General features: G+C 69.4%; 28 protein-coding genes. 12 read left to right on the top strand and 16 right to left on the bottom strand.

Going from position 1 to position 26,719, the window contains the following annotated elements:
- Window positions 1-100: 100 nt before the first annotated feature.
- Both ACWGIC_RS31730 and ACWGIC_RS31725 read right to left on the bottom strand, forming a co-directional pair.
- Window positions 101-1,021 carry a TIGR03620 family F420-dependent LLM class oxidoreductase gene (locus tag ACWGIC_RS31730; protein ID WP_452079571.1) on the bottom strand — a complete coding sequence of 307 codons (921 nt, stop codon included), beginning with the start codon at window positions 1,019-1,021 and terminating at the stop codon, window positions 101-103.
- Window positions 1,022-1,076: 55 nt separating this feature from the next.
- On the bottom strand, window positions 1,077-2,258 hold the full coding sequence (locus ACWGIC_RS31725; RefSeq protein ID WP_116202557.1) for an NAD(P)-dependent malic enzyme: 1,182 nt from the start codon (window positions 2,256-2,258) through the stop codon (window positions 1,077-1,079).
- A gap of 373 nt (window positions 2,259-2,631) precedes the next feature.
- On the opposite strand from ACWGIC_RS31725, the gene ACWGIC_RS31720 reads away from it, so the two are divergent.
- Entirely contained in the window at window positions 2,632-3,240 is a 609-nt protein-coding gene (locus ACWGIC_RS31720; RefSeq protein ID WP_452079570.1) for a dTDP-4-dehydrorhamnose 3,5-epimerase family protein, read from the top strand.
- Here the strand turns inward: ACWGIC_RS31720 and ACWGIC_RS31715 are convergent.
- Together ACWGIC_RS31715 and ACWGIC_RS31710 are read right to left on the bottom strand one after the other, a co-directional pair.
- Window positions 3,237-4,859 carry a GMC oxidoreductase gene (locus ACWGIC_RS31715; protein ID WP_452079569.1) on the bottom strand — a complete coding sequence of 541 codons (1,623 nt, stop codon included), beginning with the start codon at window positions 4,857-4,859 and terminating at the stop codon, window positions 3,237-3,239. The genes ACWGIC_RS31720 and ACWGIC_RS31715 overlap by 4 nt on opposite strands.
- 124 nt (window positions 4,860-4,983) lie before the next feature.
- Complete coding sequence (locus tag ACWGIC_RS31710) at window positions 4,984-5,460, bottom strand: hotdog fold domain-containing protein (protein WP_452079568.1); 477 nt, start codon at window positions 5,458-5,460, stop codon at window positions 4,984-4,986.
- An 86-nt stretch (window positions 5,461-5,546) separates the two neighbouring features.
- On the opposite strand from ACWGIC_RS31710, the gene ACWGIC_RS31705 reads away from it, so the two are divergent.
- Window positions 5,547-6,137 (top strand): acid phosphatase, encoded by a 591-nt coding sequence (locus tag ACWGIC_RS31705; RefSeq protein ID WP_452079567.1) that lies wholly within the window; start codon window positions 5,547-5,549, stop codon window positions 6,135-6,137.
- Between the two features lies 1 nt (window position 6,138).
- The gene (locus ACWGIC_RS31700; RefSeq protein ID WP_009082938.1) at window positions 6,139-6,621 is read left to right on the top strand and encodes a GNAT family N-acetyltransferase; all 483 of its coding nucleotides are present in this window, start codon (window positions 6,139-6,141) and stop codon (window positions 6,619-6,621) included.
- 51 nt (window positions 6,622-6,672) lie between these two features.
- Here ACWGIC_RS31700 and ACWGIC_RS31695 read toward each other — a convergent pair whose 3' ends face one another.
- A complete protein-coding gene (locus ACWGIC_RS31695; protein WP_452079566.1) occupies window positions 6,673-8,262 on the bottom strand; it encodes an alpha/beta hydrolase in 1,590 nt (529 codons plus the stop codon).
- Window positions 8,263-8,421: 159 nt separating this feature from the next.
- The gene (locus ACWGIC_RS31690) at window positions 8,422-8,904 is read right to left on the bottom strand and encodes a hypothetical protein (protein ID WP_452079565.1); all 483 of its coding nucleotides are present in this window, start codon (window positions 8,902-8,904) and stop codon (window positions 8,422-8,424) included.
- Between the two features lie 371 nt (window positions 8,905-9,275).
- Between ACWGIC_RS31690 and ACWGIC_RS31685 the strand changes: the two genes are divergently transcribed.
- Both ACWGIC_RS31685 and ACWGIC_RS31680 read left to right on the top strand, forming a co-directional pair.
- Complete coding sequence (locus tag ACWGIC_RS31685) at window positions 9,276-10,202, top strand: diacylglycerol/lipid kinase family protein (protein WP_452079564.1); 927 nt, start codon at window positions 9,276-9,278, stop codon at window positions 10,200-10,202.
- A gap of 271 nt (window positions 10,203-10,473) precedes the next feature.
- The gene (locus ACWGIC_RS31680) at window positions 10,474-10,728 is read left to right on the top strand and encodes a WhiB family transcriptional regulator (protein ID WP_009082948.1); all 255 of its coding nucleotides are present in this window, start codon (window positions 10,474-10,476) and stop codon (window positions 10,726-10,728) included.
- Between the two features lie 263 nt (window positions 10,729-10,991).
- Here the strand turns inward: ACWGIC_RS31680 and ACWGIC_RS31675 are convergent, their stop codons facing one another.
- Both ACWGIC_RS31675 and ACWGIC_RS31670 read right to left on the bottom strand, forming a co-directional pair.
- Window positions 10,992-11,951, bottom strand: coding sequence for a GNAT family N-acetyltransferase (locus ACWGIC_RS31675; RefSeq protein ID WP_452079563.1), 960 nt, complete (start codon window positions 11,949-11,951; stop codon window positions 10,992-10,994).
- 44 nt (window positions 11,952-11,995) lie between these two features.
- Entirely contained in the window at window positions 11,996-13,516 is a 1,521-nt protein-coding gene (locus ACWGIC_RS31670) for a sensor histidine kinase (protein ID WP_452079562.1), read from the bottom strand.
- A gap of 193 nt (window positions 13,517-13,709) precedes the next feature.
- On the opposite strand from ACWGIC_RS31670, the gene ACWGIC_RS31665 reads away from it, so the two are divergent.
- Entirely contained in the window at window positions 13,710-13,784 is a 75-nt protein-coding gene (locus ACWGIC_RS31665; protein ID WP_098515123.1) for a 50S ribosomal protein bL37, read from the top strand.
- A 73-nt stretch (window positions 13,785-13,857) separates the two neighbouring features.
- Here ACWGIC_RS31665 and rsrA read toward each other — a convergent pair whose 3' ends face one another.
- On the bottom strand, window positions 13,858-14,181 hold the full coding sequence (rsrA, locus tag ACWGIC_RS31660; RefSeq protein WP_406638071.1) for a mycothiol system anti-sigma-R factor: 324 nt from the start codon (window positions 14,179-14,181) through the stop codon (window positions 13,858-13,860).
- The gene (locus ACWGIC_RS31655; protein WP_451997833.1) at window positions 14,178-14,804 is read right to left on the bottom strand and encodes a sigma-70 family RNA polymerase sigma factor; all 627 of its coding nucleotides are present in this window, start codon (window positions 14,802-14,804) and stop codon (window positions 14,178-14,180) included. Before ACWGIC_RS31655 ends, rsrA begins: the two co-directional genes overlap by 4 nt.
- A gap of 189 nt (window positions 14,805-14,993) precedes the next feature.
- Between ACWGIC_RS31655 and ybaK the strand changes: the two genes are divergently transcribed.
- Window positions 14,994-15,473: a Cys-tRNA(Pro) deacylase gene (gene ybaK / locus ACWGIC_RS31650; RefSeq protein ID WP_452079561.1), complete on the top strand. Its 480-nt coding sequence runs from the start codon at window positions 14,994-14,996 to the stop codon at window positions 15,471-15,473.
- Here ybaK and ACWGIC_RS31645 read toward each other — a convergent pair.
- Window positions 15,470-16,183 (bottom strand): class I SAM-dependent methyltransferase, encoded by a 714-nt coding sequence (locus ACWGIC_RS31645; protein WP_452079560.1) that lies wholly within the window; start codon window positions 16,181-16,183, stop codon window positions 15,470-15,472. The two genes, ybaK and ACWGIC_RS31645, sit on opposite strands and share 4 nt — an antisense overlap.
- 26 nt (window positions 16,184-16,209) lie before the next feature.
- The gene (locus ACWGIC_RS31640; protein WP_452079559.1) at window positions 16,210-17,184 is read right to left on the bottom strand and encodes an Lrp/AsnC family transcriptional regulator; all 975 of its coding nucleotides are present in this window, start codon (window positions 17,182-17,184) and stop codon (window positions 16,210-16,212) included.
- A 169-nt stretch (window positions 17,185-17,353) separates the two neighbouring features.
- Here ACWGIC_RS31640 and ACWGIC_RS31635 point away from each other — a divergent pair, with 169 nt between their 5' ends.
- The gene (locus ACWGIC_RS31635; protein WP_452079558.1) at window positions 17,354-18,250 is read left to right on the top strand and encodes an MBL fold metallo-hydrolase; all 897 of its coding nucleotides are present in this window, start codon (window positions 17,354-17,356) and stop codon (window positions 18,248-18,250) included.
- On the top strand, window positions 18,247-19,662 hold the full coding sequence (locus tag ACWGIC_RS31630) for a carboxylesterase/lipase family protein (protein ID WP_452079557.1): 1,416 nt from the start codon (window positions 18,247-18,249) through the stop codon (window positions 19,660-19,662). Before ACWGIC_RS31635 ends, ACWGIC_RS31630 begins: the two co-directional genes overlap by 4 nt.
- A gap of 531 nt (window positions 19,663-20,193) precedes the next feature.
- Here the strand turns inward: ACWGIC_RS31630 and ACWGIC_RS31625 are convergent.
- Both ACWGIC_RS31625 and ACWGIC_RS31620 read right to left on the bottom strand, forming a co-directional pair.
- Window positions 20,194-20,802, bottom strand: coding sequence for an alpha/beta hydrolase family protein (locus ACWGIC_RS31625; RefSeq protein ID WP_452079556.1), 609 nt, complete (start codon window positions 20,800-20,802; stop codon window positions 20,194-20,196).
- Window positions 20,799-21,554, bottom strand: coding sequence for an SOS response-associated peptidase (locus ACWGIC_RS31620; protein WP_452079555.1), 756 nt, complete (start codon window positions 21,552-21,554; stop codon window positions 20,799-20,801). Before ACWGIC_RS31620 ends, ACWGIC_RS31625 begins: the two co-directional genes overlap by 4 nt.
- A gap of 64 nt (window positions 21,555-21,618) precedes the next feature.
- Between ACWGIC_RS31620 and rsgA the strand changes: the two genes are divergently transcribed.
- From rsgA to ACWGIC_RS31605, 3 genes are all read left to right on the top strand, one after another.
- Window positions 21,619-22,686, top strand: coding sequence for a ribosome small subunit-dependent GTPase A (gene rsgA, locus ACWGIC_RS31615; protein ID WP_452079554.1), 1,068 nt, complete (start codon window positions 21,619-21,621; stop codon window positions 22,684-22,686).
- 229 nt (window positions 22,687-22,915) lie between these two features.
- Complete coding sequence (locus ACWGIC_RS31610; RefSeq protein WP_452079553.1) at window positions 22,916-23,815, top strand: hypothetical protein; 900 nt, start codon at window positions 22,916-22,918, stop codon at window positions 23,813-23,815.
- Between the two features lie 151 nt (window positions 23,816-23,966).
- Window positions 23,967-24,764 carry a hypothetical protein gene (locus ACWGIC_RS31605; protein ID WP_452079552.1) on the top strand — a complete coding sequence of 266 codons (798 nt, stop codon included), beginning with the start codon at window positions 23,967-23,969 and terminating at the stop codon, window positions 24,762-24,764.
- 59 nt (window positions 24,765-24,823) lie between these two features.
- Here ACWGIC_RS31605 and ACWGIC_RS31600 read toward each other — a convergent pair whose 3' ends face one another.
- Window positions 24,824-25,315 (bottom strand): DUF6912 family protein, encoded by a 492-nt coding sequence (locus ACWGIC_RS31600; protein ID WP_452079551.1) that lies wholly within the window; start codon window positions 25,313-25,315, stop codon window positions 24,824-24,826.
- On the bottom strand, window positions 25,312-26,709 hold the full coding sequence (locus ACWGIC_RS31595) for a WS/DGAT/MGAT family O-acyltransferase (RefSeq protein WP_452079550.1): 1,398 nt from the start codon (window positions 26,707-26,709) through the stop codon (window positions 25,312-25,314). The genes ACWGIC_RS31600 and ACWGIC_RS31595 overlap by 4 nt, the downstream gene beginning before the upstream one ends.
- Window positions 26,710-26,719 lie beyond the last annotated feature (10 nt).

The following is a 26,719-nucleotide window of genomic DNA, read 5'->3' as shown; positions in this document are numbered from 1 at the left end:
TCCCGCCTTGACAAGCCCCCTCGAACCGTCATCACAATCGGCTTCGGGGTGCCCACTCACAACACCGCAGCAATGTCGCCGCCAGGCGACGAGCCCGCCCCTAAAACAACCCCTCCGCCAATTCCCGATAAACCCTCATCACCTCGTCGTCATAAACCTGCAACCGCACCCCCGGCAACTCCGGATGCAGCTGATACTTCCCCGTAACCACCTGCACCACAACATGATCCGCCCCCGCCGCCCGATGCTCCCCCAGCCGAGCGGAAATCGCGGCAACATCCCCCATCGCCACCAACTCGTCAATCAACCGATCCGACCCGCCCAAATCCTCCTCCGCATACCCCAACCGCCGCAAATTGCTCACATAATTCACCAACCCCAGATAAGGATGCTCCACCCGAGGCCGAGCCACCCCCCGCGCCCGCTCCAGATCCGAATCCAGCACCACCTTCTGCTCCGGAGCCACAAACCCGTCCGACCCCAACGCCTCCCGCGCTATCCGGGTATGCCGGGGCGGAACCAAATACGGCACCACCCCACCAGCCCGCTCCGCAGCCAACTCCAACATCTTCGGCCCCAACGCAGCCAGCACCCGCCCCTCAACCGGCACCCCACCCGCATCCAGCCCGTCGAGAAACCGCCGAACCGCATCCATCGGCCGTACATACCCCGCCGACTGCTCCCGATGCCCAGCCCCGATCCCGAGCACGAACCGCCCAGGAAACCGCGAAACCACCCGCCGATACGCCCCCGCCAGCACCGCCGGATCCCCCGACCACACGTTGACGATGCTCGACCCGACCACCAGCGTCTCGGTAGCCGCCAGCAACTCGTCAATCCCGGCCAGATCCACCCCTGGCCCGCCGAGCCACAGCCCCGAATACCCCAGCTGCTCGATCTCGGCAGCCATCGCCGGAGTAGTCAACGCCCCGACCTGCCACACCCCATACCCGCGCAATCCGATCTTCATAACCACCACCGTGGCGCGCAAAAAATGGACCAGCAAGTCCAAAAAAGCCACGAAAAAACGGGCTCCCCAGCGTCAACCGCCAGGAAGCCCGTCCCAAGAAAAACCTTCAGCCAGTCACGCCGTCCTGCTCAGCCGCCTTGGCGACCGCCGCCGCCACCTCCGGCGCGACCCGCGGGTCCAGCGGACTGGGCACGATCCGATCCCGGCCCAGATCATCCGAAGCCACCGCCACGATCGCCTCCGCCGCAGCCAGCTTCATGTTCTCCGTGATCGCCCGAGCCCCTGCGTCGAGCGCCCCGCGGAACACGCCAGGGAACGCCAGCACGTTGTTGATCTGGTTCGGGAAATCGCTCCGCCCGGTCGCGACAATCGCCGCGTGCTGCGCGGCGACCGCCGGATGCACCTCCGGATCCGGATTGGACAGCGCGAACACGATCGAGTCATCCGCCATCGTGGACAGCAGCGACGGGTCGATCGTCGCCCCGGACAGCCCGAGGAACACATCCGCCCCGCGCAGCGCCTCGGCGAGACCGCCGGTCAGCCCTGCCTTGTTCGTGGTCTCCACCAGCTGCCGCTTGATCGGGTTCAGGTCCTCGCGCCCGGCGTGCACGATGCCGCGCGAATCGAGCACCGTCACGTCCGCGACGCCCGCCGCGAGCAGGATCTTCGCGCAGGCCACGCCCGCCGCGCCGGCCCCGGACACGACCACCCGCTCGCCGGCGATGTCGCGGTCGAGAACCAGGTTCGCGCCGCGCAGGGCGGCGAGGGTGACGATCGCGGTGCCGTGCTGGTCGTCGTGCATGACCGGGCAGTCCAGCGCTTCCTTGAGCTTGTCTTCCAGCTCGAAGCAGCGCGGCGCGGAGATGTCCTCGAGGTTGACCGCGCCGAACGACGGGCGCAGCCGCACCAGGGTCTCGACGATCTCGTCGACGTCGGTGGTGTCGAGCACCAGCGGGATCGAGTCCAGCCCGCCGAAGGTCTTGAAGAGGACCGATTTGCCCTCCATGACCGGCAGCGAAGCGCTCGCGCCGATGTCCCCGAGCCCGAGCACCGCGGTGCCGTCGCTGACCACTGCCACGAGCCGGTCCGCCCAGGTGTACCGCTTCGCCTTGGCCGCGTCCTCGGCGATCGCGCGGCTCACCTTCGCCACGCCGGGCGTGTAGGCGATCGAGAGGTCGCGCGGGTCGGAGATCGGCCGGGTCGCCGCCACGGAGAGCTTGCCGCCCTCGTGCCCGGTGAAGATCTCGGCGTCGGTCACGGCCGCGACGGTGCTGGCCTGGTCGGTCATCGGGGTTCCTGTCGTGGGAATGACGGAAGCGGGCGGATGGGTCTGGGTCATCGAACGTACTCCTGGGACTGCGAGCGGGGGACCACCTGGTCGACGGCCTGAGAAGCGCCCGTCGAGAGTGGGAACTCGTCCTCCGGACGGCAGCCCAGCGCGGTAGCGCCGGCCTGTCGGCGAGGCGTCTGCGCGGCCATCCGATCCGTGGGGTGTGGCGATGGCCGCCGACGCTGCGGTCCGTCAATCATGACAGGCCCCGGTCCGGCCCCGACCCCTCGGTGCGGCTCATGTCACAGATTCGCGATTCCCAAGACGTCCGTCCGGTTTCGGAAGCAGTTCCGTTCCGGGCCGGGAATGCGCACTCGATAAGGTGACGGACATGGACTTCCGCCCGCTCAAGGTCTCCGGCGCTTTCGAGTTCGTACCGTCCCTCTTCCCCGACGAACGCGGGTTGTTCGTCGCGCCGTTCCAGGAGGAAGCGATCGTCCGCGCGGCGGGACACCCGCTGCGGGTCGCGCAGACGAACCACAGTGTTTCCCGCGCGGGCACGATCCGCGGCGTGCACTTCGCCGACACCCCGCCCGGACAGGCGAAATACGTCTACTGCCCGATCGGCTCGCTGCTGGACGTCGTGGTGGACCTGCGGGTCGGCTCGCCGACGTTCGGCGAATGGGATTCGGTACGGCTCGACGCGGCCGAGTTCCACGCGGTGTACGTGGCCGAAGGAATCGGGCACGCCTTCATCGCACTGGAGGACGACACCGTGATGTCGTATCTCTGCTCGGAGCCCTACGCCCCGGCGCGCGAGCACGGCATCACCCCGCTCGACCCGGCGCTCGGCCTGCCCTGGCCCGCGGATCTGACGCCGATTGTGTCCGAAAAGGACAAAACAGCACCGACCCTGGCCGAAGCACTCGACCAGGGCCTGCTGCCGTCTTACGCGGATTGCGTGGCGTACTACGAAAAGCTGCGGTCAGCGCACAGCTAGGCGCGCACGCCGTCCTCGGCGATGACCCGTTCGATATTGCGCTCGGCCAGCGCGGTGATCGTCACGAACGGGTTCACGCCGGTGCTGCCCGGGATCAGCGAACCGTCCATGACGTACAGGTTCCGGTACCCCTTCACCCGCCCGTAGTTGTCGGTCGCGTCGCCGAGCACCAAGCCGCCGAGCGGGTGGTAGGTGAAGCGGTTCTCGAACGCCCGGGTGTCGCCGAAGAGGTCGTAGCGGTAGATCGTCGAGTTCGCCTTGTTGATCCGGTCGAACAGCGACTTCGCCGCGTCGATCGAGGGCTGCCCCTGGTCTGTCGTCCACTGCAGTTTCGCCGAATCGCTGGCGGCGTCGTAGGTGAAGTGGCCGCGTTCGGGGTTCTTGGTGATCGCCAGGTACAGGCTCGCCCACGTTTCGAGCCCGGCGGGCACCGGCGCGATCTCGGCGAACACCGGATGCGTCGGGTTGTCCCAGTCGTCGATGCCGAGCGCGGGCATCCCGGCTTCCAGGCTGCCGGTCGTGTCCCACACGTGGTTGGCACGGCCGAGCATCACGTTGCCGTTGGTGCCCCAGCCCTGCCCGACGGCCTCGGACAGCCGCGGCAGCCGTCCGGTGTCGCGGGCGCGCACCAGCAGTTCGGTGGAGCCGAGGCTGCCCGCTCCGAGGAAGAGGTACTTCGTGGACAAATGCTTGGTGGAGAGCACATTCCCGAGCGCGTCGGATTCGCGCACCACGAGCGTGTACGTGCCGTCCGGCTGCTGGATGATCTCGCGGACCTGGTGCAGCGTCTGAATGGTCACGTGCCCGGTGCCGAGCGCGGCGGCGAGATACGTCTTGTCCAGCGAGCGTTTGCCGTGGTTGTTGCCGTAGATGACCTCGGACGCCAGCGCCGAGCGCTCGACCGTGCCCGCCTCTTCCTTCTTCATGTACTCGAAGTCGTAGACGCTCGGCACGAACGTGGTTTTCAGCCCGGTCTTCTGCGCGGCTTTCCGGGAAACCCGCGCGAACTGGTAGGACTTGCAGGTCTCGAACCAGTCCTCGTCGATGTGGTTGACGCCGAGTCCCGCGTTGGCGCGCGGGTAGTACTTGCCGTACATCTCGTCGGCGTCCACCTGCGGCAGGATTTCCTCGAAGTACGAACGCTTCGGCTGCACCGCCATCGCGCCGTTCACCAGCGATCCGCCGCCGACGCCCCGGCCGACGTACACCGACATCCCGCCGTAGTTCACGCGGTCCAGCACCCCGGCGTACGGATCGATGTCGTGGTTCGCGACGTCCAGCCAGAGGAACGACGCGAGCGGCGCTTCGGTGCGCTTCTTGAACCACATCGACCGCCGGTCGGGCTTCAGCATGTCGCAGAAGACCTTGCCGTCCGGGCCGGGTTCGTTCCACAGCTGGCCCATTTCGAGCATCACCGTGGGCACGCCCGCCTCGCCGAGCCGCAGCGCGGTGACCGCCGCGCCGTACCCGGTGCCGATCACCACCGCGGGCGAATAGTCCGGCAGCGGCGCGACGGTCGCGGCACGCGCGGTCGTCGCCGAAATGCTGGTCAGTCCGAGGGCCGCGGCGGAGTTCAGCGCGGCGAGGCCGAGAAATCGGCGACGGTTGAGGGAGGCCATGCCCGGCATGCTGACGTGGCGCCGCGCACCCTGGCAAGGCTAAAACGAACGCCATTCGCATTTGCCCAGTAAACGGTGTTAAGTTTCACTCGGCCGGGGGAACGGGAAGTACAGGTTTCGCCGGTCAGGCGGCTTTCCGGGGCGTGACCCACACCGTGATCGTCGCGGTGACCACCTCGGTCCCGCGGGCGTCCACGATCCGCACCGGAACGGGAAGATCGAATCCGGTGTCGCCGAACTCGGGAATCTCCGGCAATTCGGCGATCGCCCGCAGCCCGGTTTCGGCTTTCGCGACGTAACTCACTTCCATGCCCTTGGGCAGCCACCGGTGCGTGGCCGGGACAGTGGCCTCGGCCAGCATGCCCATCGCGATCTCGGCGAGGTTGCAGGCGGCGATCGCGTGGAAGGTCCGGATGTGGTTGTGGACACCCCACCACTTCGGCGCGGTCACCGAACAGTGGCCGGGGCGGATCTCCCGGATGGTCGGCAGCACGGTGCCGAAGTAGGGCACGCGCAGGCACATCGCGGCGGAAAACAGCTGCTTGCCGCCGGGTTTGGCGACCAGTTTGCGCCACAGCCCGTACGTCGACGGCGTACCCATCAGTCCTCCCGAGGTGAAGTTACTCTCCAGTAGCGAAGCACACGACGAACCTGCCGGGCAAACCCGCCCCGGCTATATTCGGCCGCGTGGCACATCGGCTCTTTCTTCTCCGGCACGGCCAGACCGAATGGTCGTCGAACGGCAAGCACACCGGGCGCACCGACATCCCGCTGACCCCCGCGGGCGAGGAACAGGCGCGCGCGGCGGGCGGCACCCTGCGAACCCTGCTCGGCGGACCCGGGCTGGTGCTTTCCAGCCCGCGCGGCCGCGCGCTGCGCACGGCGGAACTCGCCGGCCTGCGCGTGGACGAGGTCACCGAGGACCTGGCCGAATGGGACTACGGCGACTACGAAGGCGTCACCACGCCGGAGATCCGCGAGACAGTTCCGGATTGGACCGTCTGGACTCGCCCGATCCCCGGCGGCGAAAGCGCGGACGAAGTGCAGGCGCGCGCGGACAAGGTGCTCGACCGGGCCCGCCGCGAAATCGAGAACGGCGACGTCGTCCTGGTCGGGCACGGGCATTTCAGCCGCGTGCTCGTCGCGCGCTGGCTCGGGCTGCCCGGCACCTCGGGTGTCCACTTCGGACTCGACCCGGCCGGTCTCGCGGTGCTCGGCGACGAGCGCGGCGAACCGCAGATCGAGCACCTGAACCTGCTGCCCGCGCTGGAGGCATGAAGTGACCGACCCCCGCGTACGGCGGATCCGGCCGGAGGACGTCGACGCCGTCGTGGAACTCGTCTACGCACTGGCCGAGTACGAACGCGCCCCGCAGGAATGCCACCTGACCTCCGAGCAGCTGCACGGCGCGCTGTTCGGCGAGGCTCCGGCGTTGTTCGGCCACGTGGCCGAAGTGGACGGCGAAATCGCCGGATTCACCTTGTGGTTCTTGAATTTCTCCACCTGGCGCGGCACGCACGGGATCTACTTGGAAGACCTGTACGTGCGCGAGGAACAGCGCGGTTCGGGCCTCGGCAAGGTGCTGCTGGCGACGCTGGCCGCCGAATGCGTGGACAAGGGCTACCACCGGCTGGAGTGGTCGGTGCTGAACTGGAACCCGGCGGTCGGGTTCTACCGGGCGCTGGGCGCGCTGCCGCAGGACGAATGGTCGGTGTACCGGCTGACTGACGAGCCGTTGAAGGTGCTGGCGAAAGAGGCGTGATGTCGTGAGTGCCTAGGCCGGTTAGAACCGGCCTAGGCACTCACGAGTCCCTTACGGCTTAGGCAACGGCAGCCCCGGCAGACTCTGGTCGCGCGGCACCACCCCGTCCACCAGATACTCGTCGACGACCTTGTCCACCGCCTTGTTCCCGCCGATCCCGTAAATCCCGTGGTCGCCTTCCCCCGCGACAGTCAGCAACCGCGAGTTCTGGAACGCGGCGTGCGCCTTCCGGGCGCCCTCGATCGGCGTGGCCGGATCGTGCTCGGACTGGACGATCACCACCGGCGGCACGCCCTTGCCGTTCAGCACCGGCATCGGCCGCGGCTGGCCCGGCCAGAAGGCACAGACCTGAAGCCCCATCCACAACGAGCTGTGCAGGGTCACGCCCCGGTCGAGGTATTCCTGCGACCGGCGGATCAGCGACTGCCGGTCGCCCTTCCATGGCCCGTCATTGCACAGGGTCGTAATCAACGTCGACACCATCGCGTCATCCGCACCCGCCTGAACCGCTACGCCCATCGGACCGGCTTTCTTCGCCTCCGACAACGTCTTGCCGAGTGCTGCTCGGGCGTCGTCCTTGACCTGTGCCGAAACCCGCGCGTCGGTCAGCGTTTTGACCCGGACCAGCGTCGCGGCGATCGTCGGGAACTGGCTCTTGGCCTTGAGTGCGCCGACGAGGAAGGAGTCCAGTGCGACCGCCCCGATCTTCGTGCCGTTCACCTCGACCGGCTCGCGGGTCAGCGCGTACCGGACGCTCTCGTAGGTCTGCCGGGCCGCCTCACCACTGGTGCCGAAGTGGAACTTCGCGTCGTAGCGAGCCAGCCACGGCAGGAAATCCTGCCGCCAGCGGCGTTCGTAGCCCAGCGGCTGCAGGTCGAACGACTGCTGCCAGGTGCCGGTGAACTGGGTCGAGGAGTCCAGCACGAACCGGCCGGTGTGCTGCGGGAACTGCTGGGCGTAGTGCGCGCCGAGCCAGGTGCCCGCCGAATACCCGATCCAGTTGATCCGGTCCCGGCCGAGCAGCGTCCGCAGCAGGTCCAGGTCCCGGACGTTCTGGAAGGTGCTGATCAGCGACCCCAGCTCGCCCGCGGCCCGATGGCAGGCCGTCGCGATGTACCGGGTCGAGTCGACGATCTGGTTCAGATTGCGCGGATCGCGGTCGCGCGGGTCGAGGTCGGCGCCGGTACTGGCCGCCCCGCCGCAGGTGACGTTGGTGCTGCGGCCGGTGCCGCGGGTGTCGATGCCGATGATTTCCTGGTGCGCGCGCAGTTTCGCCTGGCCGCGCAGCAGGACCGGGAACCAGCGGCCCGGACCGCCGGGTCCGCCTGGGTTGGTGAGCACTGACGCCGTGGCCGGGCCGGTGGCCTTGAGCCTGCTGATCGCGATGGTCAGGTCCTGCCCGTCGGCTGGCCGGTCCCAGTCGCGGGGCGTGCGATACGAGGCGCATTCGAGCCCCGTGATGTCGGTGCCCGGTGGCAGGTCGGCCAGCTCGCCCGTCGCGCAGGCGTGCCAGTCCAGCGCCTGGCCGGTGTAGCGGGCCGGGGCCTGGGCGGCCTCGGGACTCGCCACAGCTGGCGCCGCTCCTGCGAGCAGTCCGCACAGGACCGCTGAGCTGGTCACGACGAGACGTAGTCTCCTCATGGGATTCCCCTCTTCGGAATTCGGTTGCGCAGTCCCGATTCCATCGGCTGAGGGGTGTGGCGGACAGTGCCGTCGCGTCACCTGCCCGCTGTGACGTGATGTCACTGCCGCCCGGCGGCCGTGGTGCGCTATGCGCGGCTCGGCCGGCGGGAAAAGCCCTCAGTCGCGCTCGTTGCGCTCCCGCTCGGCGCGCCGCCCCGCCAGGCCCCCGCGCTCGGCCGCCTCTTCCTCGGTCTCGTCGTCGTGCATCCCGAGCGCCCACGCCCGCGACGGGCGGCGGAACAGCAGCACCAGGGCCGCCAGCCCGCACAGTCCGATCGGCACGCCCCACAGCGGCTGCCCGGACGGCCCGAGCAGGTACCAGCCGACGCCGATCAGCATCAGCGCCACGACGACGCCGGGCGAACGCGCCCACGTCTGTCCGAGCACCAGGCCGACCGAAGCGGCGAGGAAGATCAGCGCGAGCACCGCGTAGGTGCCGAATTCGGCCCACACGTTGTTGCCAGGGATCGGCGGGGTCCGCAGCCCGTGCACCAGCAGCACCACGCCGAAGACCAGCAGGCCCAGCCCAGGCAGTCCGGTCAGGACGCCGGCGAGGCGGACCTCGGACGGGGTGGGCGGCGGGTTCTCGGGATGCGACACGGGCGCGGCCCCTTTCAGCTGCGGTGCGGGACTGTGCGAAACGTCTTGGCGGGACGTCTTTGCCGGGACACAGCCACCCGACCAGCGCGAGTCACCGTGCGTGAGCACTACCGATCGTATGCCACCCGGTCGGCCGTTTTCCCGCGGCGGCGGCCGAAGAGAAAATCGGAGTTGTCGTGGATGAGCGGGCGGTCGGCCCGGGTGCACTTGTCACGACGCGCGGAGTTTTCGCCGTCTGCAGAGGAGGACCGCCCGCCACAGGGTTGCCACAGGTCACCGAGCCGGGACGGCGTGCGCAAGCGGCTGAGCTTCGCGTCACCATGTGGCGCTGGAGGTACGCCCGCCGGGCGAAAAGCACTTACTCTGCGGTAGTGCGCGCCATCCTCGTCGTGAACCCCCAGGCCACCTCGACCACCGCGGGTGGCCGGGACGTGCTGGCGCACGCGCTGGCCAGCCAGGTGAAGCTCGACGTCGTCGAAACCGACTACCGCGGGCACGCGCTCGCGGTGGCCCGTTCGGCGGCCCGCGACGGCTTCGACCTGGTGGTGGCGCACGGCGGCGACGGCACGGTCAACGAGGTCGTCAACGGCCTGCTCGCGGATTCCGCGGGCGCTCCCGGACGAGCCAGGTCCGTCCCGATGCTCGGCGTCGTGCCGGGCGGTTCGGCCAACGTGTTCGCCCGCGCGGTCGGCCTGCCCGCCGATCCGGTCGAGGCGACCCACCAACTGCTCACCGCGCTGGAAACCGAACGGACCCGGCGGATCGGCCTCGGGCTGGCCGACGGGCACTGGTTCACCTTCAACGCGGGGCTCGGCTGGGACGCCGACGTCGTCGGCCGCGTCGCGAAACGGCGCGGCAAGCAAACCAGCGCGAGCCTCTATTTGCGGGCCGCGGTGCGCTCCTACTTCCGCCCTCCGCTCGGCCGGCCCACGCTGACCGTCCGGATCCCGGGCGAGGAACCCGCCGAGGCGGTGACCGCGTTCGTGTCGAACACCGATCCGTGGACCTACCTCGGGGAACGTCCGGTCCATCTCAACTCGGGCTGCTCGTTCGAGACCGGATTGGGCCTGTTCGCGTTGAACGGTCTGCGATTGCCCACCGTGTTCACGCATGTACGGCAAGCTCTGCTCACGGAGAGCGATCAGCACGGCCGCCGTCTGCTCCGCCGCGACGATGTGCCTCTGATCCGCATCGACGCAGCTGAACCGGTCAACTTCCAGGTCGACGGGGACCTCGTCGGACAACGCACGCGGGTCGAGTTTCAGAGCGTCCCGGATGCACTCACCGTAGTCGGATAGCCGAGTGACCACTGATCGTCCGCGGCAAAGTGCGTTCTGCCGCTCGGCGACGCAAACCCTCCGTTCACCGCACCGGCCTTCCGGCGAGCGGAGCTTTTCAGAACGAAACCGCAGGTCAGAGGCATAGCTCGGCCGGGTGAGCTGACTCACCGATCTTGTCGAAACCCTTGTCGAACGCGGTGCTTCGTGAAAGCATTCACAAGCACCCAAAAACACGACCGCCACTACTGTGGCGCGGCCCTCCCGCGTCACTGTGAAGGAGCTCACGAACATGGACTGGCGCCACGACGCGGCCTGCCGAGACGAGGACCCCGAGCTGTTCTTCCCGGTGGGAACCAGCGGTCCAGCTCTGTTGCAGGTCTCCGAGGCGAAGGCCGTGTGCCACCGCTGCCCCGCAGCTTCCGACTGCCTGGCCTGGGCTTTGGCCAGCGGCCAGGACGCCGGCGTCTGGGGCGGAATGAGCGAAGACGAGCGACGCGCGCTCAAGCGCCGCCGTACGCACATCGGCACGCGTACCACCGCCTGAGTCTTTTCGACTCAGCTGCAGCACCCAGAATCGCAAGCACCACCTCGGACCGGACTTTCGCCCGGCGGGCATTCGCGTGCCCGTGCCGCACATGGCGACATATACCCGGTTCGAGCGTAACAACCGAGGTCGGCCACCCCGCATCCGGGTGCCGCCTCGCCCAGGACTATCCACGTCCTCCCGCGGAACGTTGAACGGGCCGGTACCACCACGCTCTACTGGTACCGGCCCTTCAACGCGTCCGGGGTCCGATGTGGACAACCTCAGACTTCGTACGCCCAGCGCACATAACGCGCCTTGGGCGTGAATCCGGCGCGCTCGAAAATCCCGGGCGCTCCGGACGCGTTCGCCGAATCGACGGACAGGCTGGCTTGGTCGTAGCCGTGTTCGGCCGCGGCCCGTAGCGCGTGCCCGACGACAGCGCTGGCGAGCCCGCGGTTCCGGTAGCCGGGAACCGTGCCGATCACCATGAAGTGCGCGTCGCGAATTCCGGTCGTCTCGGTGTCGGCCACCCAGGACAGGGTCAGCACGATACTCACCGGAGTGCCGGATGCCTTGTCCCGCAGCAGGAAACTGACCTCGGGCTGGAGCGTGTGGTTGGAGAACTTGTTCTGCCACGCGTTCGCGGCCAGCGGGGTCGCACCCCATTGGTCCTGAAAGGACTCGTTGCGGACGAGCCGGAAATCCTCGTCGAGGTCCCGCGTCCACTGTTCGATCCGGAATCCGTCCGGGATCGCCGCCTCCCCGGCGGTCCCGAGCGGATGCTCCAGGTACTGGAAGTAGCGTGCGGGCGAAAAGCCTTGCGCGCCAAAGAGTTCTTTCGTCCCGGCGATGTGCTCGGCCTTGTGGATGTCGACGGCGAGCTTCAGCTTCGGGTGGTGCAGTTCGTGCACCGCTTTCGCTCCGGCGATCCCCGCTTTCACCAGCGTGGTGCCGATTCCGCGGCGGCGATAGTCCGGATGGACGCCGCCGTCGAGGAAGACCCGATGGATCTTCTCGGGGTACTGCTTGTACCGGGCCTTCATGTAGCCGACCATCCGGTCGCCGTCGAACGCCGCGAGACTCGCGCGTTCGAGGTCGGAGAACGGGTCGATCAGCTCCTGGAGCGTGTCTTCCGCGGTGTAGTTCTCGCCGATCCGGTCGACCGTTTCGATGGCGTTGAGCAGGTCGGCCGAGGACTGGGCGTCCGCCTTCGCGAGGGGCCGCCACGTGAGGTCAGGCATGCGCCGGACAGTAATCCGGCGCGCCCAGGCTGTCGCCGGGTTTTCTAGAGCCGCCGCGACAGCGGGATCCGCAGCGCCGCCTCGGTGCCCGGCACCCGGTTGCCCTCCTCGTCGGTGCGGACCTGGCGCAGCGAAAGCGACCCGCGCAGCTCCGATTCGACCAGCGTCCGCACGATCTGCAACCCCAGCCCGTCGCTGCGCTCCAGCGAGAACCCGGACGGCAGGCCCCGGCCGTTGTCGCGGATCAGGATGTCCAGCCAGCGCGCCGACCGCTCCACGATCAGCTCGACCTTGCCCGGCCGTCCCTGCGGGAAGGCGTGCTCGATCGCGTTCTGCACGAGTTCGGCCAGCACCATCACCAGCGGCGTCGCGATCTCGGCCACGACCACGCCGAACGACCCCTTGCGGGTGAGCCCGACCTGCGATTCCGCGGTCGCGACCTCGCCGACCATCGGCAGCACGTTGTCGAGCAGCTTGTCCAGGTCCACGCGCTCGTCGACGGAGATCGACAGCGCCTCGTGCACCATCGCGATCGACGACACCCGCCGCACCGATTCGCCCAGCGCCAGCCGGGCCTCCTCGCTCGTGGTGCGCCGCGACTGCAGCCGCAGCAGCGCGGCGACGGTCTGCAGGTTGTTCTTCACTCGATGGTGGATCTCGCGGATCGTGGCGTCCTTCGACATCAGCGCGCGATCGCGGCGTTTGACCTCGGTGACGTCGCGGACCAGCACCAACGCGCCCGCGGGCTGCCCGGCCGGGCGCAACGGCAGGGCACGGAACAGGACGACGGCACCACGCTTCGAATCGGCCTCGGTGCGGGTGGACGGCTTGCCGTCGAGGGCCTCGATGATGCGGTGCGACACCTCGGTGGCGTCGAACGGGTCGCGGATCAGCGACCGGGTGAGCGGGGCCAGCCGCTGTCCGACGAGATCCGATTCGTGGCCCATCCGGTGGTAGGCGGACAGGCCGTTGGGGCTGGCGAACACGACGGTGCCGGCCTGGTCGAGCCGGACGAGACCGTCGCCGACGCGCGGGCTGGTGTGCGTGTCGGTCTGGTTGCCGCCGGCGGGCGGGAAGGTGCCGTCGACGATCATCTGGCACAGGTCGCCCGCGCTGCCCAGGTACGCGATCTCCAGCGGGCTCGGCACGCGCGGCGCGGCGAGGTTGGTCTCGCGGCTCAGCACGGCGATCACCTCGCCGCCGAAGCTCACCGGCACCGCTTCGCGGCGCATCGGCAGGTCGCGGTACCAGTGCGGGTCCTCCTCGCGGCAGATCTTCACCTCGCGCATGGCCTTGGCCAGCTGCGGATGTTCTTCCACGGTGAACCGGGTGCCGACGACGTCCTCGGGATGCGCGGTGGGCGCGGTGGTCGGCCGGGCGTGCGCGACGCACACGAAATCGCCGCCGTCGGGCTGGTGCTCCGCGGAGACCGGGACCCAGAGCAGGAAGTCGGCGAACGACAGGTCGGCCAGCAGCTGCCACTCCGCGACGACGGTCTGCAGGTGGTCGGCCGCTTCGCCGGGGAGGCCGGTGTTCTCGGCGAGCAGGTCGGAGAGGGTCGACACGGCTACCGGCCGCCCTCGGATGCGGTGTGTTCGTTCATGCCTGCGCACCTCCTGAGTTCATCCAACCAGAGCGTAGGCGCGGGTGCCGCCGAGGAGCGCGGGGGCCGCATGACACACTGGAACGGTTGACCCGTTCCCGGTCGGTGTGTCGAACCCCGCCCCGGGACATTCAGCGGACACCCGAGGAGAAAACATGTCGAAGCGCGCCCGCAAGCGTCGCGACCGCAAGAAGAACGGCGCCAACCACGGCAAGAAGCCCAACGCCTGAGTCCGCGCCCGGACCTGAGAAGGCCCCCGCACCGATTCGGTACGGGGGCCTTCTCATGTCCGGCGTGGAGCGGTCAGTCGCTGGTGGTGCGCTGTTCCACGGTGATCTCGGTGCGTTCCACGGTGACGCCGCCCTGCGTGGCGACGGTCTGCCGGATGGAGGCGCGCAGCCTGCTCTTCAGCTCCGCCGGGGCGAGGTCGCCGCCGCATTTGCGGGCCAGCAGGTGCTTGAGCTGCTCGTCGATGCCGTATTCCTCGAGGCACGGCGGGCAGTCCTCGATGTGCCTGCGCAGTTCCGCGTCGCGCTCTGGACTGCATTCGCGGTCCAGCAGCAGGTAGATCTCCGCGAGCGCGTCCTCGCAGGGCATCTTCTCCGCGGGCACGTCTTCCGAGCTCATCGTTTCGCCACCTCCTCGCGGTTCCCCCGGATGAAGCCGCGCTCTTGCGCGACGTCGGCCAGCAGGTCGCGCAGCTGGGCGCGGCCGCGGTGCAGCCTGGACATCACGGTGCCGATCGGAGTGTCCATGATCTCGGCGATCTCCTTGTACGCGAAGCCCTCGACGTCGGCGAGGTAGACCGCGAGCCGGAACTCCTCGGGCAGCTTCTGCAAGGCCGCCTTGACATCGGTGTCCGGGAGATTGTCCATCGCCTCGACCTCGGCCGAGCGAAGGCCGCTCGAGGTGTGGCTTTCCGCCCGGGCGATCTGCCAGTCGCTGATCTCGTCCGTGGGCTGCTGCACCGGCTGCCGCTGGCGTTTGCGGTAGCCGTTGATGTAGGTGTTGGTGAGGATGCGGTACATCCACGCCTTCAGGTTCGTACCTGCCTTGAAGGACGCGAACGCCGCGTACGCCTTCAGGTAGGTCTCCTGGACCAGGTCCTCGGCGTCGGACGGGTTGCGGGTCATCCGCATCGCGGCCGCGTATAGCTGGTCGAGCAGGGGCATCGCGTCGCGCTCGAAGCGCTCGGCGAGCTCCAGTTCGTCGGCCGCCGTCTCCGGCGCGGAGTTGGGGGTGCTCGGCAAACCGTTCCCTTCCCGTTCGGCGTCGATGCGCGTCTGCGCATACGGCAGCACCGAGTTTACGCGGGGGTTCGGGAAGCCGGTCCCGGGACGGCTCCTGCCGGGGCGGGGAGTGGCGAGCGTGGTGGTCACGCTGTCTGTAACGGAACGTGCCGACGAGGCATTCCCGGCTGGTTTCGTAGACTCGCCCGCATGGCGGGCAAGGGCACTCCGGCGACGGCGCTGCTGCAGAAGCAGAACGTGCCGCACACCGTGCACACCTACGACCACGACCCGCGGGCGGAGTCGTTCGGCCTGGAAGCGGTGGAAGCGCTGGGCCTGGAGCCGGGGCGGGTGTTCAAAACGCTGGTCGCGGACGTGGACGGGAAACTGGTCGTCGGCGTGGTGCCGGTCACCGGCCAGCTGGACCTGAAAGCGCTCGCCGCGGCGGCGGGCGGCAAGAAGGCGAAAATGGCCGATCCGGCCGCTGCCCAGCGGGCCACCGGGTACGTGCTCGGCGGGATCTCGCCGCTCGGCCACCGGAGCCGCCTGCCCGTGGTGCTGGACAACACGGCTTTGAATTACCCGACGATGTTCTGCTCCGGCGGCCGACGCGGTCTCGAGGTGGAACTGGACCCGGCCGAACTGGTCCGGCTGACCGGCGCGGTGGTGGCCGGGATCGCGGCGAGTTAAGCGGCTTCGGGTACTTCGGGTACTTCGAGGACGAAGAACAGGAAGCAGAGGAAGGCTTCCTTGTCCCCGAACTCCTCGGGGAACTTCTCCCGGGCGCCCTCCGCCGGATACGGCTCGCTGATCACTGAGGTACGGAAACCGGCCTCGGTGAAGGCGTCGGTCATCGCGTGCAGCGGGCGGTGCCAGTACGCGAGCACGCCTTTTTGGCCGTTGAAGGTGTATTCCTCGGACCATCGTTCGACGGCGAAGTAATTGCCTTCGGGGCGGACGAATTTGTAGATGTGCGGGTGGTTGACCGCCAGGATCAGTCTGCCGCCGGGCCGGATGATCCGCCGCAGCTCGGCCAGCGGGGCGTTCCAGTCCTCCAGGTAGTGGAGCACCAACGCCACGATGACGTCGTCGAATGCCTGGTCGTCGTAGGGAAGCGGCCGGCTGAGGTCGGCGACCTGGAGATCCGCGTCTTCGCCGAGCCGTTTCCGGGCCAGCTCGACCATGGTGGCGCTGAAATCGAAGCCGCTCATTTTCGCGCCGCGGTCCCTCAGCGAGGCGAACAACGGCCCGGCACCGCAGCCCGCGTCGAGAATCCGTCTGCCCGTTACGTCTCCGGCGAGGTCCAGAATCGCGGGGCGCGTGTAGTAGGCGTTGATGAGACTGTGTTCGGTTTCGATCGCGTAGGCCTCGCCGAAAGTGTCGTAATCGTTGGCAGTCATGGGATCCACCTTGGCACGGCCTTCAGTCAGGCGGCCGGCGCGCGCCAGTAGCGTTTCAGGACCTCCAGCTGCAGGGTGCACTCGACAGCAGTGATGTCGTCGCTGCCGGGAAAACCGCCGCTGACGAAATCGGCCAGCTCGTCTTCGCCGCGGAAGACGCCGTCGTAGACGAAGGTGGACGACGCCGAGGTGAGCGCGAGGAACCGAGTGGTCGGGTGCGCCGCGATCGCGGCGCCGAGCCGGGTCGTCGCGGTCGGCGGACAGGAAATTCCGAGGACGGCCTCGACCCGGTAGCCGAGCTTTCCCGGCTCGATCTCGACGCGAGGACGCAGCAGCCCGGAACCGAACATCGCGGTCGCGACGCGGCGGGCCCGGGACTCGGAGATGTCGAGCACGCGAGCGACGTCCGAGTACGGCGTCCGCGCGTCGTCGCGCAGGACCGCCGCGACTTCGCGTTCCAGCGGGCCGAGTTCCGCCCCGGGTTCTTCCCCCGCCGTCCCGGCGTGCGCGGCGAGCATCTCCTCCTGTTCTCGGGTCAGCCGCCGCAACCGCCAGGCCGCGGAGCTGGTGAGCCGGCGCAACGCCCACTCCGCGCGCACCGAGCGGATGCCCGCGACGGCGGGGATCTCGTCGACCAGCGCGTGCGCGGTCGCGGCGCGGGTCATCCCGTGGACCACGGCGTAAACCTCTCCGCGGCCCGCCGCGAGCGCGACGTGTGTGGTGTCGTCGCGCCGCACCAGCGCCTCCGCCACCCCGCGCGTCCGGCCGGGCTCGGCGCCGATCCACACGTGCACTGGCGGGGCCTCGGCGAGCAGCGACCAGTCGACCTCGCAGATGACGCGGAGCAGGCCGTCTTCCAGCATCCGGCCGTAGCGCCGCCCGACCGTGCGCGCAGAGCTGTCCAGGACGCGGGCCAGCACGTCGAAGGGCGCGCGGGGCGCGTGCTGCAGCGCGGCGACCAGGTCGAGGTCGATGTCGTCCAGTACGCCGTCGTCGGCCACCGGGTGCCCTCCTTCGGGTTCGTGCAGCGCAGCCTACCCAAGCCAGATCCTGACTGAATCAGGCGAATATCACTCCTGATTGCCTGGATGCGGCACTTCATGGAAATCTAGTGCAGGAAACAGGCCAAACAGAGGTGTCGAGCTTGTCCCGGACGGAGAAAGTGACCGCATGACCGACACGATCGTCTTGGGCTCGGTGACCGCGACCCGCGTCGTCGAGTACGAAGGAACCACCCGCCCGCCCGAAGCGATGTTCCCCGGCCTCGCGCAAGACACGTGGCGAGCGCACGAATCCGGGTTTCCGCCGGACTCCTGGGACCGCGAGTCCGGACTTCTGCGCACCTGCGTGCAGACGTGGGTGCTGCGCAGCGGGGGCGCCACGATCCTGGTCGACACCGGTGCTGGCGACGGCAAGGACCGGCCCGGCACCCCGGCATTCCACCAGCTGCGCACCGGGTTTCTCGACCGGCTGGCCGCGGTGGGCGTCGCACCCGAGGACGTCGACCTCGTCGTGAACACGCACCTGCACGCCGATCACGTCGGCTGGAACACCCGCCTCGACAACGGCGAGTGGCGCCCGACGTTCCCGAACGCGACCTACTTGCTGCCGCGCGCCGATCACGACTACTGGGACCCGGCTGGCTCGCACCAGCCGAAACTGGCCCACATCAACGAAAACGTCTTCGCCGACAGCGTCGCCCCGGTGGTCCACAGTGGACAGGCGCGGTTGTGGGAGGGCAGCTACGAGATCGACGGCGATCTCCGGCTCGAACCGGCGCCCGGGCATACCCCCGGATCGTGCGTGCTGACCGTGCGTTCCGGCTCCGACCGGGCGCTGTTCGTCGGCGATCTGCTGCACCACCCGCTGCAGTTCGCCGAGCCCGGCCTCAGCAGCTGCTTCTGCGAAGACCCGGTCCGGGCCGCGGAAACCCGGCACCGGTTGCTCGGCCAGGCCGCCGAGGACCGCGCCCTGCTTTTCCCCGCGCACGTCGGAGCGGGACCGGCCGTCGAGATCGTCCGGGATGGGTCGACGTTTGCCGTGAAGCGATGGAGGTCGGCAGCATGACCGTGGTTTCCACCACCGCCGGACGAGTCCGGGGCGTTGTGCGGAACGGGGTGCACACGTTTCGCGCGATCCCTTACGCCGCACCGATGTCCGGCGCGGCGAGGTTCCGCGCGCCCGCCCCGGTGCCGCGTTGGGATGGCGTGCGCGACGCCACCCGGCCCGGCCCGACCGCACCGGCCGCGCGGCGCGATTTCGGCGGCACCGACCTGCGGCCAGTGCTGGGTTCCGGCTGGATTCCCGGCGCGGACTACCTGTCTGTCACCGTCAGCACGCCCGACCCGGCCACCGCGGGCCAGCCGGTGCTGGTCTTCTTCCACGGCGGCGGGTTCACCGCGGGCACCGGGCAAGCCGAGCTCTACGACGGCGACACCTTCGCCCGCGACGGCGTCGTCCTGGTGACAGTGCAGTACCGCCTGGGTGTCGCCGGATGGTTGCGGCTGCCTGACGCCCCGGCCAACCGTGGCCTGCTCGACGCGCTCGCGGCTCTGCGCTGGGTGGCCGAAAACATCGCGGCGTTCGGCGGCGACCCAGGCAACGTCACCGTGGCCGGACAGTCCGCCGGGGCCATGCTTGTCGCCGCGCTGCTCGTCGCCCCGGGTGCCGAAGGCTTGTTCCGCCGAGCGATCAGCCAGAGTGGCAGCGGCGAATGCGCTTTCCCCGTGGAGAAGGCCGAGCTGATCACGCGAGCGACGGCCGACGCGCTCGGGGTGGCTCCCACCGCGGCCGCGCTGAGCGAACTGGACGACGAGCGGCTGGTCACCGCACCGGCCGCGATGCCCCCGGCGGCGATCGCCGGATTCCGCGATACGTCACTGGGCAACAGCCCGTACAAACCAGTACTGGACGAGGAAACGCTGCCGGACCAACCCGCGTCCGGGCGCGCGGCGCCGGTCGGTCTCCTGATCGGCACCAACGCCGACGAGGCGAAGCTGTACACCGCGAACGTCGACGACACCCAGCTGCACGCCGCGGCGGCCCGCCGGTTCCCGGACCCCGACGCGGCCATCGCCCGCGCACGGACGCAGCACCCCGGCTCGTCCCCCGCCGAACTGGCCGCGCGCTTGATGACCGAGGCGTACACGGCAAGCAACCGGCTCCTCGCGGACGCGCACAGCGGAGCCGGGAACCCCACCCACGTCTACGAGTTCGCGTGGCCCCCGCCCGGCCCGGACCACCCGCTGGGGGCGTGTCACTGCACCGAGCTGCCGTTCGTGTTCGACCACGCCGCACTGCCGGACCTCTACGGCCGGTCCGGCTTGCTCGGCGAGGGACGACCGGATTCCGCACTGGCCGCCCGCACCCACGCGGCCTGGGTCTCCTACGTCACGAGCGGCGACCCCGGCTGGCAGGCTTACCGCCCGGACGCGACCGCGATCATGCGCATTTCCGAAGACTGGCTCTTGAAGACCTAATGCTGGGACGCCCACGACGAGCGTATCCGGCGCTCCCGGCCGGAGACCTGTCTCAGCGCCAGTTGCCCACAGGCCAGCAAAGCTGTGGATAACTCCGGGGAACTGGGGCTGAGCAGGGGAAAGGTCCGTTCGAGCTATCCACAGCCAGCTCCGTGCCGCCGCGGGACAGGGGCGCTCGTCGCGGGCTTCCCGGGAAGCTCGTCGCGGACGGCGAGACCACCCAGCCGCAGGCCGTCCAAGAGCGCTCGTCGCGGGCCTCCCGGGGCGCTCGTCACGGACGACGAGCCCACTCCACCGCAGGCCTCCCCCCGGGTACTCATCACGGGCGACAAGACCACTCCGCGCAGGCCCCCGGGGCAGCTCGTCGCGAGCCTCCCGGGGCACTCGTCGCGGCTTCCTGGGGCACTCGTCGCGGACGACGAAACCACCCCACCGCAGGCCTCCCCCGGGCGCTCCTCGCGGACGACGAGACCACCCAGCCGCAGGCCGCCCCAGGCCGCTCGTCACGGGCAACAAGACCACCCAGCCGCGTCACAAATGCGGCCGGACAACCCGCCCCAGCCACTCCGCCGCAGCCCGGGCCACCGCGTCCAGATCACTCGCCAGCGTATGGTCGCCCGCCACCACGACCACCTCGTGATGCGGCGCGGCCGAAGGCTGCCCGAACGGATCCCGCTCCCCCTGGATCACCAGTGCGGGCACCTCGACCGCGTCCAGCTCGGCCTGCCGGGACTTCTCCGGTTTCCCCGGCGGATGTTCCGGAAAAGCCAAGCACAGCACCGCGACCGCTTGCCCGTCCGAAGCCGTCCGGCACGCCACCCTGGCGCCGGAAGAACGGCCGCCGAACACCAGCGGCAGGTCGTCGAACCGGGCGGAAACCTCGTCCGCCACCGTCAGCCACGCGGTGTCCAGCTGTTTGGCCGGAGCCGGAGCCCGGCGGCCAGCCACCCGATACGGCTGTTCCACCAGCGCCACGTGCATCCCGGCCGCCTTCGCCGCCTGGGCGACCGCCACGAGATCCTTCGCTCCGATCCCGCCGCCCGCCCCGTGGCCGAGCATCAGCACCGCGTCGCCGTCGGGGGCGCAATGCAGTTCGACCCGCGCGAGCCCGTGTTCGGTGTCGATCTCGAGCTTGGTCATGGCACGTCGAACAGCGCGTCGACGGACTGCTCGGTTTCCGCCCGCTTCACCAGCTCCGGGCCGTTGTTGCGGACGTTGTTCACCAGGGTCGACACCGGCCGCAGCTCCAGCGATTCGACGATCGAGGGCGGCGTCGGCGTCATCAGTTCGTCCACTTCGGACCGGTCCGGGTCGAGCCAGCCCGCCCAGTGGTCGCGCGGCACGATCAGCGGCATCCGGTGGTGGACGTCGGTCAGCTGGCCGGCGGCGTCCGTCGTCAGGATCGAGAAGGTGATCAGCGGTTCGGCGTCCGCGTCGTCCTTCGGCCGCCAGCTTTCCCAGATTCCGCCGAACGCGAGCGATTTCCCGGAGGGATCCGTCATGTAGAACGGCTCCTTCTCCTTGCCCGTGCGCCGCCACTCGAACCAGCCGTCGGCCGGGACCAGGCAGCGCCGCGAGGCCAGCGCGCGCTTGAACGCGGGCTTTTCCTTCGCGGTCTCCGCGCGGGTGTTGATCATCCGCGAACCGGCCGAAGGATCCTTGGCCCAGAACGGAACCAGCCCCCACCGCATGATCCGCAGCGAGCGCTCCGCGGGCTCGTCTTCGAGGACAAGGCCCTCGGCGTCACGGGGATGCCGCTGCACCACCGTCACGACGTTCTTGGTCGGCGCGACGTTGTGGTCCACTCGCGCCCGGCCCTCGGTCAGGTCGACCGCGGCGAACTCCTCGACCAGCTTCGCCGGGTCTTTCGTCGCGGCGTAACGGCCGCACATGCCAACCTCCTCGGAGTGCCTCAACGGCCATCGTCGCACGCAAACCGGGCCCGGCGCGACCGGCATGGGATCATTCGACCAGGCAAAGGGCGACCGGGAGGACGTGGACGGCTTGGGGCGAGGCGACTGGAAGCGGCTGGACGAATCCGACGTGCGGGTGCGTCCCGGCAAGGGCACCAGGCCCCGCAGCAAGCGCAGGCCCGAGCACGCCGACGCGGTCACCGCGATGGTGATCGGCAAGGACCGCGGGCGCTGGACGTGCGCGGTGGACGCCGATCCCGGCCGCGTCGTGATGGCCATGCGGGCGCGCGAAATGGGCCGGGTCTCGGTGGTCGTCGGAGACATCGTCGCGCTGGTCGGCGACGTCTCCGGACGGCCGGACACGCTGGCCCGCATCGTCCGCGTCGACGAGCGCACCAGCGTGCTGCGCCGCACCGCCGACGACACCGACCCGTACGAGCGCGTGGTCGTCGCGAACGCCGCGCAGCTGCTGATCGTCACCTCGCTGGCCGACCCCCTTCCCCGCCCCGGATTCATCGACCGCTGCCTCGTCGCGTGCTACGCGGGCGGCCTGGAACCCGTGCTGTGCCTGACGAAAGCCGACCTCGCCAGCCCGGATTCGCTGCTCGCCGGCTACGCGGGCCTGGACGTCCCGGCCATCGTCACCCGGCACGACGAGGAACCCGAGGGCCTGCGCGAACGCCTCGGCGGCCGGATCACCGCCCTCGTCGGGCACTCCGGAGTCGGCAAATCGACATTGGTCAACCGGCTGGTGCCCGCCGCCGAACTGGCGACCGGCGACGTCAGCTCGGTCGGCAAGGGGCGGCACACCTCGGTGGCCGCGGTGGCGTTGCCGCTGGCGGGCGGGGGCTGGGTGGTCGACACCCCCGGCGTCCGGTCGTTCGGCCTCGCGCACGTGACCGCGGACGACATCGTCGACGCCTTCGAGGAGTTCGCCGAGGCCGCCGAGGAGTGCCCGCCGAACTGCGGCCACCTCGGCCCGCCCGAGGACCCGGACTGCGCGCTGGACGACGTGGTCGCCGACGGGAACGCCGGGGCGGAGCGGCTGGCGTCGCTGCGCAGGCTGCTGGTGTCGCGGGCGGGCGGCGCGGAAATTCGCACCGAATCGTGACCTGGAAACGGTAACCTCGCGCGGTCGCCGGCGATAGGCAGGCGACGGGGGACGAACCGGAAGAAAATCTGTCCGGCGGAGGGAACCTTTTCCCTCCGAACGGCGTCACAGAAGCAACCTCGCGGAGTCACCCCGCCAGTGGCCCGCGCGCCGGAACGCACTGCCGCGACCGCACGGTCGACCGGCGACAACGCGGGTGAAAGACCGATTCCTTCCTAGGGGGAGAAGCATGCGCAAGACCACGACGTTCGCCGTCGCCGCCGGTGCGGCGCTGGCACTGGTGCTGACCGGCTGCGGTTCGAGCGCCGAGAACGGCACCGCCGCCCCGGCCGGGCAGGCCAAGGACGGCGGCTCCGGCCTCGCCTCGCCGTTCAGCGACGCGCTGAAGCTGGCCGACGCGGCCAAGCAGGGCACCGAGAAGGCCAAGTCGGCGAAGATGTCGATGGACATGGCCGGCCAGGGCAAGGCCGAGGGCTCGATGCGCTTCGACGGCGAGAACTCCGCCATGACCATGACGATGGACAGCCCGCAGGGCGCCACCGAGATGCGCTACGTGGACAAGACCCTCTACATGAAGGTCCCGGCCTCGCAGGCCAAGCAGTTCGGCTCCGACAAGCCGTGGCTGAAGATCTCGCCGGACGCCACCGACCCGCTGTCGCAGTCGTTCAGCAAGACGATGTCGCAGTCGACCCAGCAGAGCGACCCGACCCAGATCCTCGACCAGGTCTCGAAGGCCGGCCAGATCACCGGGGCCGACCAGGTCGAACTGAACGGCGAGAAGGTCAACCACTACAAGGTGGAGCTGGACGTCAGCAAGTCCATGGAGACCTACGCCAAGGGCATGCCCGCCGAGGTGCAGACCCAGATGAAGAAGATGCTCGAGGGCAAGAACATCAAGATCCCCGCCGAGATCTGGATCGACAAGGACCAGCTTCCGGTGCAGGTCACGATGGACCAGTCGGAGATGATGAAGCAGCTCGGCGCGTCGACCGGCTCGGGTGCCGCGGCCGCGGCCGGCGGCAAGATCACCGTCAAGTACAGCGACTGGGGCAAGCCGGTCGACGTGGCCGCGCCGCCCGCCGACCAGGTCACCGACTTCGGCGAGATGATGAAGAAGATGGGGCGCTGATCCCCGCTGCTTTTCGCGGGCCCCGAGCCACTCCGGCTCGGGGCCCGTTTTTTGTGCGCTACTGCCGGTAGCACGCGTTCCCCCGAACGGGTCGGCCTCGCCCGCTGTGCTTGGCTGGAAACACTTTCGGCCGGTCAGAGAGGGTTTTCGGATGCGCAGGACGGCCGTGGCGGGTGCCGCCGCGCTGCTGGCGATCGCCTCGGCGGGCTGTTCCAGCGCCCCGGAATCCCAGCGCTTCACCGACGCCCGCGCGCTCGCGGACGCCGCCTCGGCCGCGACCGTCGCCGGGCACACCGCTAAGTTCACCGCGGACGTGACGACCGGCACCTTCGTGTCCCACGGGAAGGGTCAGGCGAAATTCGACCCTTCCGGAACGGCGCTGTCGATGACGACGGACTACGTCGGAGAGCCGCTCGAACTGCGCCTGGTCGGCAAGACTCTGTACGCGAAGGTCCCGGAAAGCGCGCGGGACCAGGTCAGCGACCACAAGGCGTGGGTGAAGGTGTCTCCGGACGGCACCGACCCGCTCTCGCAGGTGCTGGGCGGCAGCCTGGCGCAACTGGCCGAGCAGAACGACCCGGCGCGCACCCTGGCGCAGGTCCGCACGGCGGGGACAGTGGCCTCAAGCGAGGAAACCACCCTCGACGGTGCCGCGGCCGAGCACTACCACCTGACCGTCGACCTGGCGAAACTCGGTTCCGAACTGCCCGGCGGCCTGCCCGCCGAAGCGCTGACCCGCCTCGGCGACCGCGGCAAGACGGTCCCGTTCGACCTCTGGCTGGACGCCCAGCACCGGCCGATGCAGCTGGTCCTGGACCTGACGCCGGTCATGCAGGCCACCGGGCAAACCGGCGTCGCCACGGTCAAGGCGCGCTACACGGACTGGAACTCCCCGGTCACGATCGACGCCCCCGCCCCGGCCGACATCGGCACCCTCACCGGCGGCTGACGTGCCGTGAAGGACTCCTTGAGGGAATCTAATTCCCTCAAGGAGTCCTTCACGGACCGCTAGAGCAGATCCAGCAGGAAAGGCAGTTCCTGCAGCGCGTACCAGGCCAGCTCGTGGTCCTCGGCGTCGCCGAGGGTGAACTCGGCGTCCTCGTCGCCGAGGTCCGCCGCGTCGATCACCGCCGCCGCGGCGGCCACCGCCTCCTCCGCCTCGGCGGTGTCCACGTGGATCGCCGCGATCTGGGACTTCGGCACCGGCCCGGCGAGGCGCACGACGGCCGCGTCCAGGTCCGGGCGCAGGGTCGCGTCGTCGACGTCCACCGAGACCACCGCCCGGCGCGGTTCGGCCTTTTCCTCAGCGGCGATCAGGCGCAGCGAAGCACGGGCCGCGTCCAGCAAAGCCGCGTATTCCAGTTCCTCGTCGGAACCGCTCGCGTACGCCTCGCGCAGCGCGGGCGTCAGCGCGAACCCGGTGCCGCTGCGAGCACGGAATTCGCCGCCTGCCTCCAGGTCTCGCAGCATCGCGATCGTCGCGGGCAGATAAACCCTCACCAGTGCGCACCCTTCAGCTCTTCCAGTGCTTCTTCGATCATCCCGCCGAGCAGCCCGACGTCGAACGCGGCCTTTCGGTCGCCGTTGAGTCCGAAGTAGACACCGCCGTGGTAGGAGGTGACCCCGATCGCCAGCGCCTGCGTGCGCATCAGCGGCATCACGGGGAACATCTCCACCAGTCTCGCCTCTCCGGCGTACACCGGCACCTGCGGCCCCGGCGAATTCGTGATCATCAGGTTGAAAATCCGCCCGGACAGCGATCCGCCCGCCCGCGCGCCGAGCGAATGCAGCGTCGCCGGCGCGAACCCGCTCACCTTCAGCAACCCGCGCGCGGCCACGGATCTTCCCGAATTCAGGTGCTCGGCCATCGCGTGGCCGATGTGCTGCAGCCGCAGCACCGCGCTCGGCTCGCCGACCGGCAGGTCGATCAGATACGCCGCGACCTCGTTGCCGACCAGCGCGGGCGTGGCGAACTCGGCGGTTTCGGCGTCGGTGACCGCCATCGGCACGAGCGCGCGCACGGTCTCGGTCGGCGTGAGGTTCTCGCCGCGCGACAGCAGCCATTCCCGCAGCGCGCCGGTGATCGCAGCCAGGATGACGTCGTTGACCGTTCCGCCGTGGTCCGCGCGGATCTTGCGGAAATCCTCCAGCCGGGTGCGCACGACCGAGAACACCCGGCCGCCGGACACCCGCACGTTCAACGGCCCGGGCGGTGCGGGCCGGGTGATCGTCGCCGCGACGCCACCGAGCGTCTCGACGGCCTTGCTCACCGTGGTCACCGCGTCGCCGGCGATCGAGCGGACGTTTTCGATCAGTTCACCGGGCCGTTGCACGGTCTCGCTCACCGCGTCGAGGACCAGCTGCGCCCGGCTCGGCTCGTGCCGCGGCGTCCACAGATCCTCGAACGGCTCGGGCGGTTCCGGGGTCTCGTCGAGGATCAGCTGGCCGAGGTCGATCGTGCCGACACCGTCCACAACGGACTGGTGCGTTTTCGTCACCATGGCGACCCGGTCGCCGGCCAGCCCCTCGACGAAATACGTCTCCCACAACGGCCGTTCCGGCGCGAGCCGCCGCGACATCAGCCGCGCGACCAGGTCGAACAGCTGGTCGTCGCTGCCCGGCTGGGGCAGCGCGGAGCGGCGGACGTGGTAGTTGAGGTCGAAGTCGACGTCGTCCACCCACACCGGGCGCGCGAGATGCCCCGGCACGGCGAGCACGCGCTGGCGGTAGCGGGGCAGGAACGCCAGCCTCGCGCCGACGAGGTCGAGCACCTGCTCGTAGGTGAATCCGGACGACGGCCGCTCGAAGATCGCCACGCCCCCGACGTGCATCGGCGTCGTCTGGTCCTCGACGTACAGGAACGAGGCGTCCAGCGCGGACAGGCGGTCGGGCATGAGCCGATCC

The sequence above is a fragment of the Amycolatopsis sp. NPDC054798 genome (assembly GCF_053611505.1).
This window is presented reverse-complemented; position numbering and strand designations above follow the sequence as displayed.

What these genes read in the sequence shown, in the direction of transcription:
- ACWGIC_RS31725 (WP_116202557.1), bottom strand. Translation starts at nt 2,258, where the DNA reads ATGACCGACCAGGCCAGCACCGTCGCGGCCGTGACCGACGCCGAGATC.
- ACWGIC_RS31720 (WP_452079570.1), top strand. Translation starts at nt 2,632, where the DNA reads ATGGACTTCCGCCCGCTCAAGGTCTCCGGCGCTTTCGAGTTCGTACCG.
- ACWGIC_RS31715 (WP_452079569.1), bottom strand. Translation starts at nt 4,859, where the DNA reads ATGGCCTCCCTCAACCGTCGCCGATTTCTCGGCCTCGCCGCGCTGAAC.
- ACWGIC_RS31710 (WP_452079568.1), bottom strand. Translation starts at nt 5,460, where the DNA reads ATGGGTACGCCGTCGACGTACGGGCTGTGGCGCAAACTGGTCGCCAAA.
- ACWGIC_RS31695 (WP_452079566.1), bottom strand. Translation starts at nt 8,262, where the DNA reads ATGAGGAGACTACGTCTCGTCGTGACCAGCTCAGCGGTCCTGTGCGGA.
- ACWGIC_RS31680 (WP_009082948.1), top strand. Translation starts at nt 10,474, where the DNA reads ATGGACTGGCGCCACGACGCGGCCTGCCGAGACGAGGACCCCGAGCTG.
- ACWGIC_RS31675 (WP_452079563.1), bottom strand. Translation starts at nt 11,951, where the DNA reads ATGCCTGACCTCACGTGGCGGCCCCTCGCGAAGGCGGACGCCCAGTCC.
- rsrA (WP_406638071.1), bottom strand. Translation starts at nt 14,181, where the DNA reads ATGAGCTCGGAAGACGTGCCCGCGGAGAAGATGCCCTGCGAGGACGCG.
- ybaK (WP_452079561.1), top strand. Translation starts at nt 14,994, where the DNA reads ATGGCGGGCAAGGGCACTCCGGCGACGGCGCTGCTGCAGAAGCAGAAC.
- ACWGIC_RS31645 (WP_452079560.1), bottom strand. Translation starts at nt 16,183, where the DNA reads ATGACTGCCAACGATTACGACACTTTCGGCGAGGCCTACGCGATCGAA.
- ACWGIC_RS31635 (WP_452079558.1), top strand. Translation starts at nt 17,354, where the DNA reads ATGACCGACACGATCGTCTTGGGCTCGGTGACCGCGACCCGCGTCGTC.
- ACWGIC_RS31630 (WP_452079557.1), top strand. Translation starts at nt 18,247, where the DNA reads ATGACCGTGGTTTCCACCACCGCCGGACGAGTCCGGGGCGTTGTGCGG.
- ACWGIC_RS31625 (WP_452079556.1), bottom strand. Translation starts at nt 20,802, where the DNA reads ATGACCAAGCTCGAGATCGACACCGAACACGGGCTCGCGCGGGTCGAA.
- ACWGIC_RS31620 (WP_452079555.1), bottom strand. Translation starts at nt 21,554, where the DNA reads ATGTGCGGCCGTTACGCCGCGACGAAAGACCCGGCGAAGCTGGTCGAG.
- rsgA (WP_452079554.1), top strand. Translation starts at nt 21,619, where the DNA reads ATGGGATCATTCGACCAGGCAAAGGGCGACCGGGAGGACGTGGACGGC.
- ACWGIC_RS31610 (WP_452079553.1), top strand. Translation starts at nt 22,916, where the DNA reads ATGCGCAAGACCACGACGTTCGCCGTCGCCGCCGGTGCGGCGCTGGCA.
- ACWGIC_RS31605 (WP_452079552.1), top strand. Translation starts at nt 23,967, where the DNA reads ATGCGCAGGACGGCCGTGGCGGGTGCCGCCGCGCTGCTGGCGATCGCC.
- ACWGIC_RS31595 (WP_452079550.1), bottom strand. Translation starts at nt 26,709, where the DNA reads ATGCCCGACCGCCTGTCCGCGCTGGACGCCTCGTTCCTGTACGTCGAG.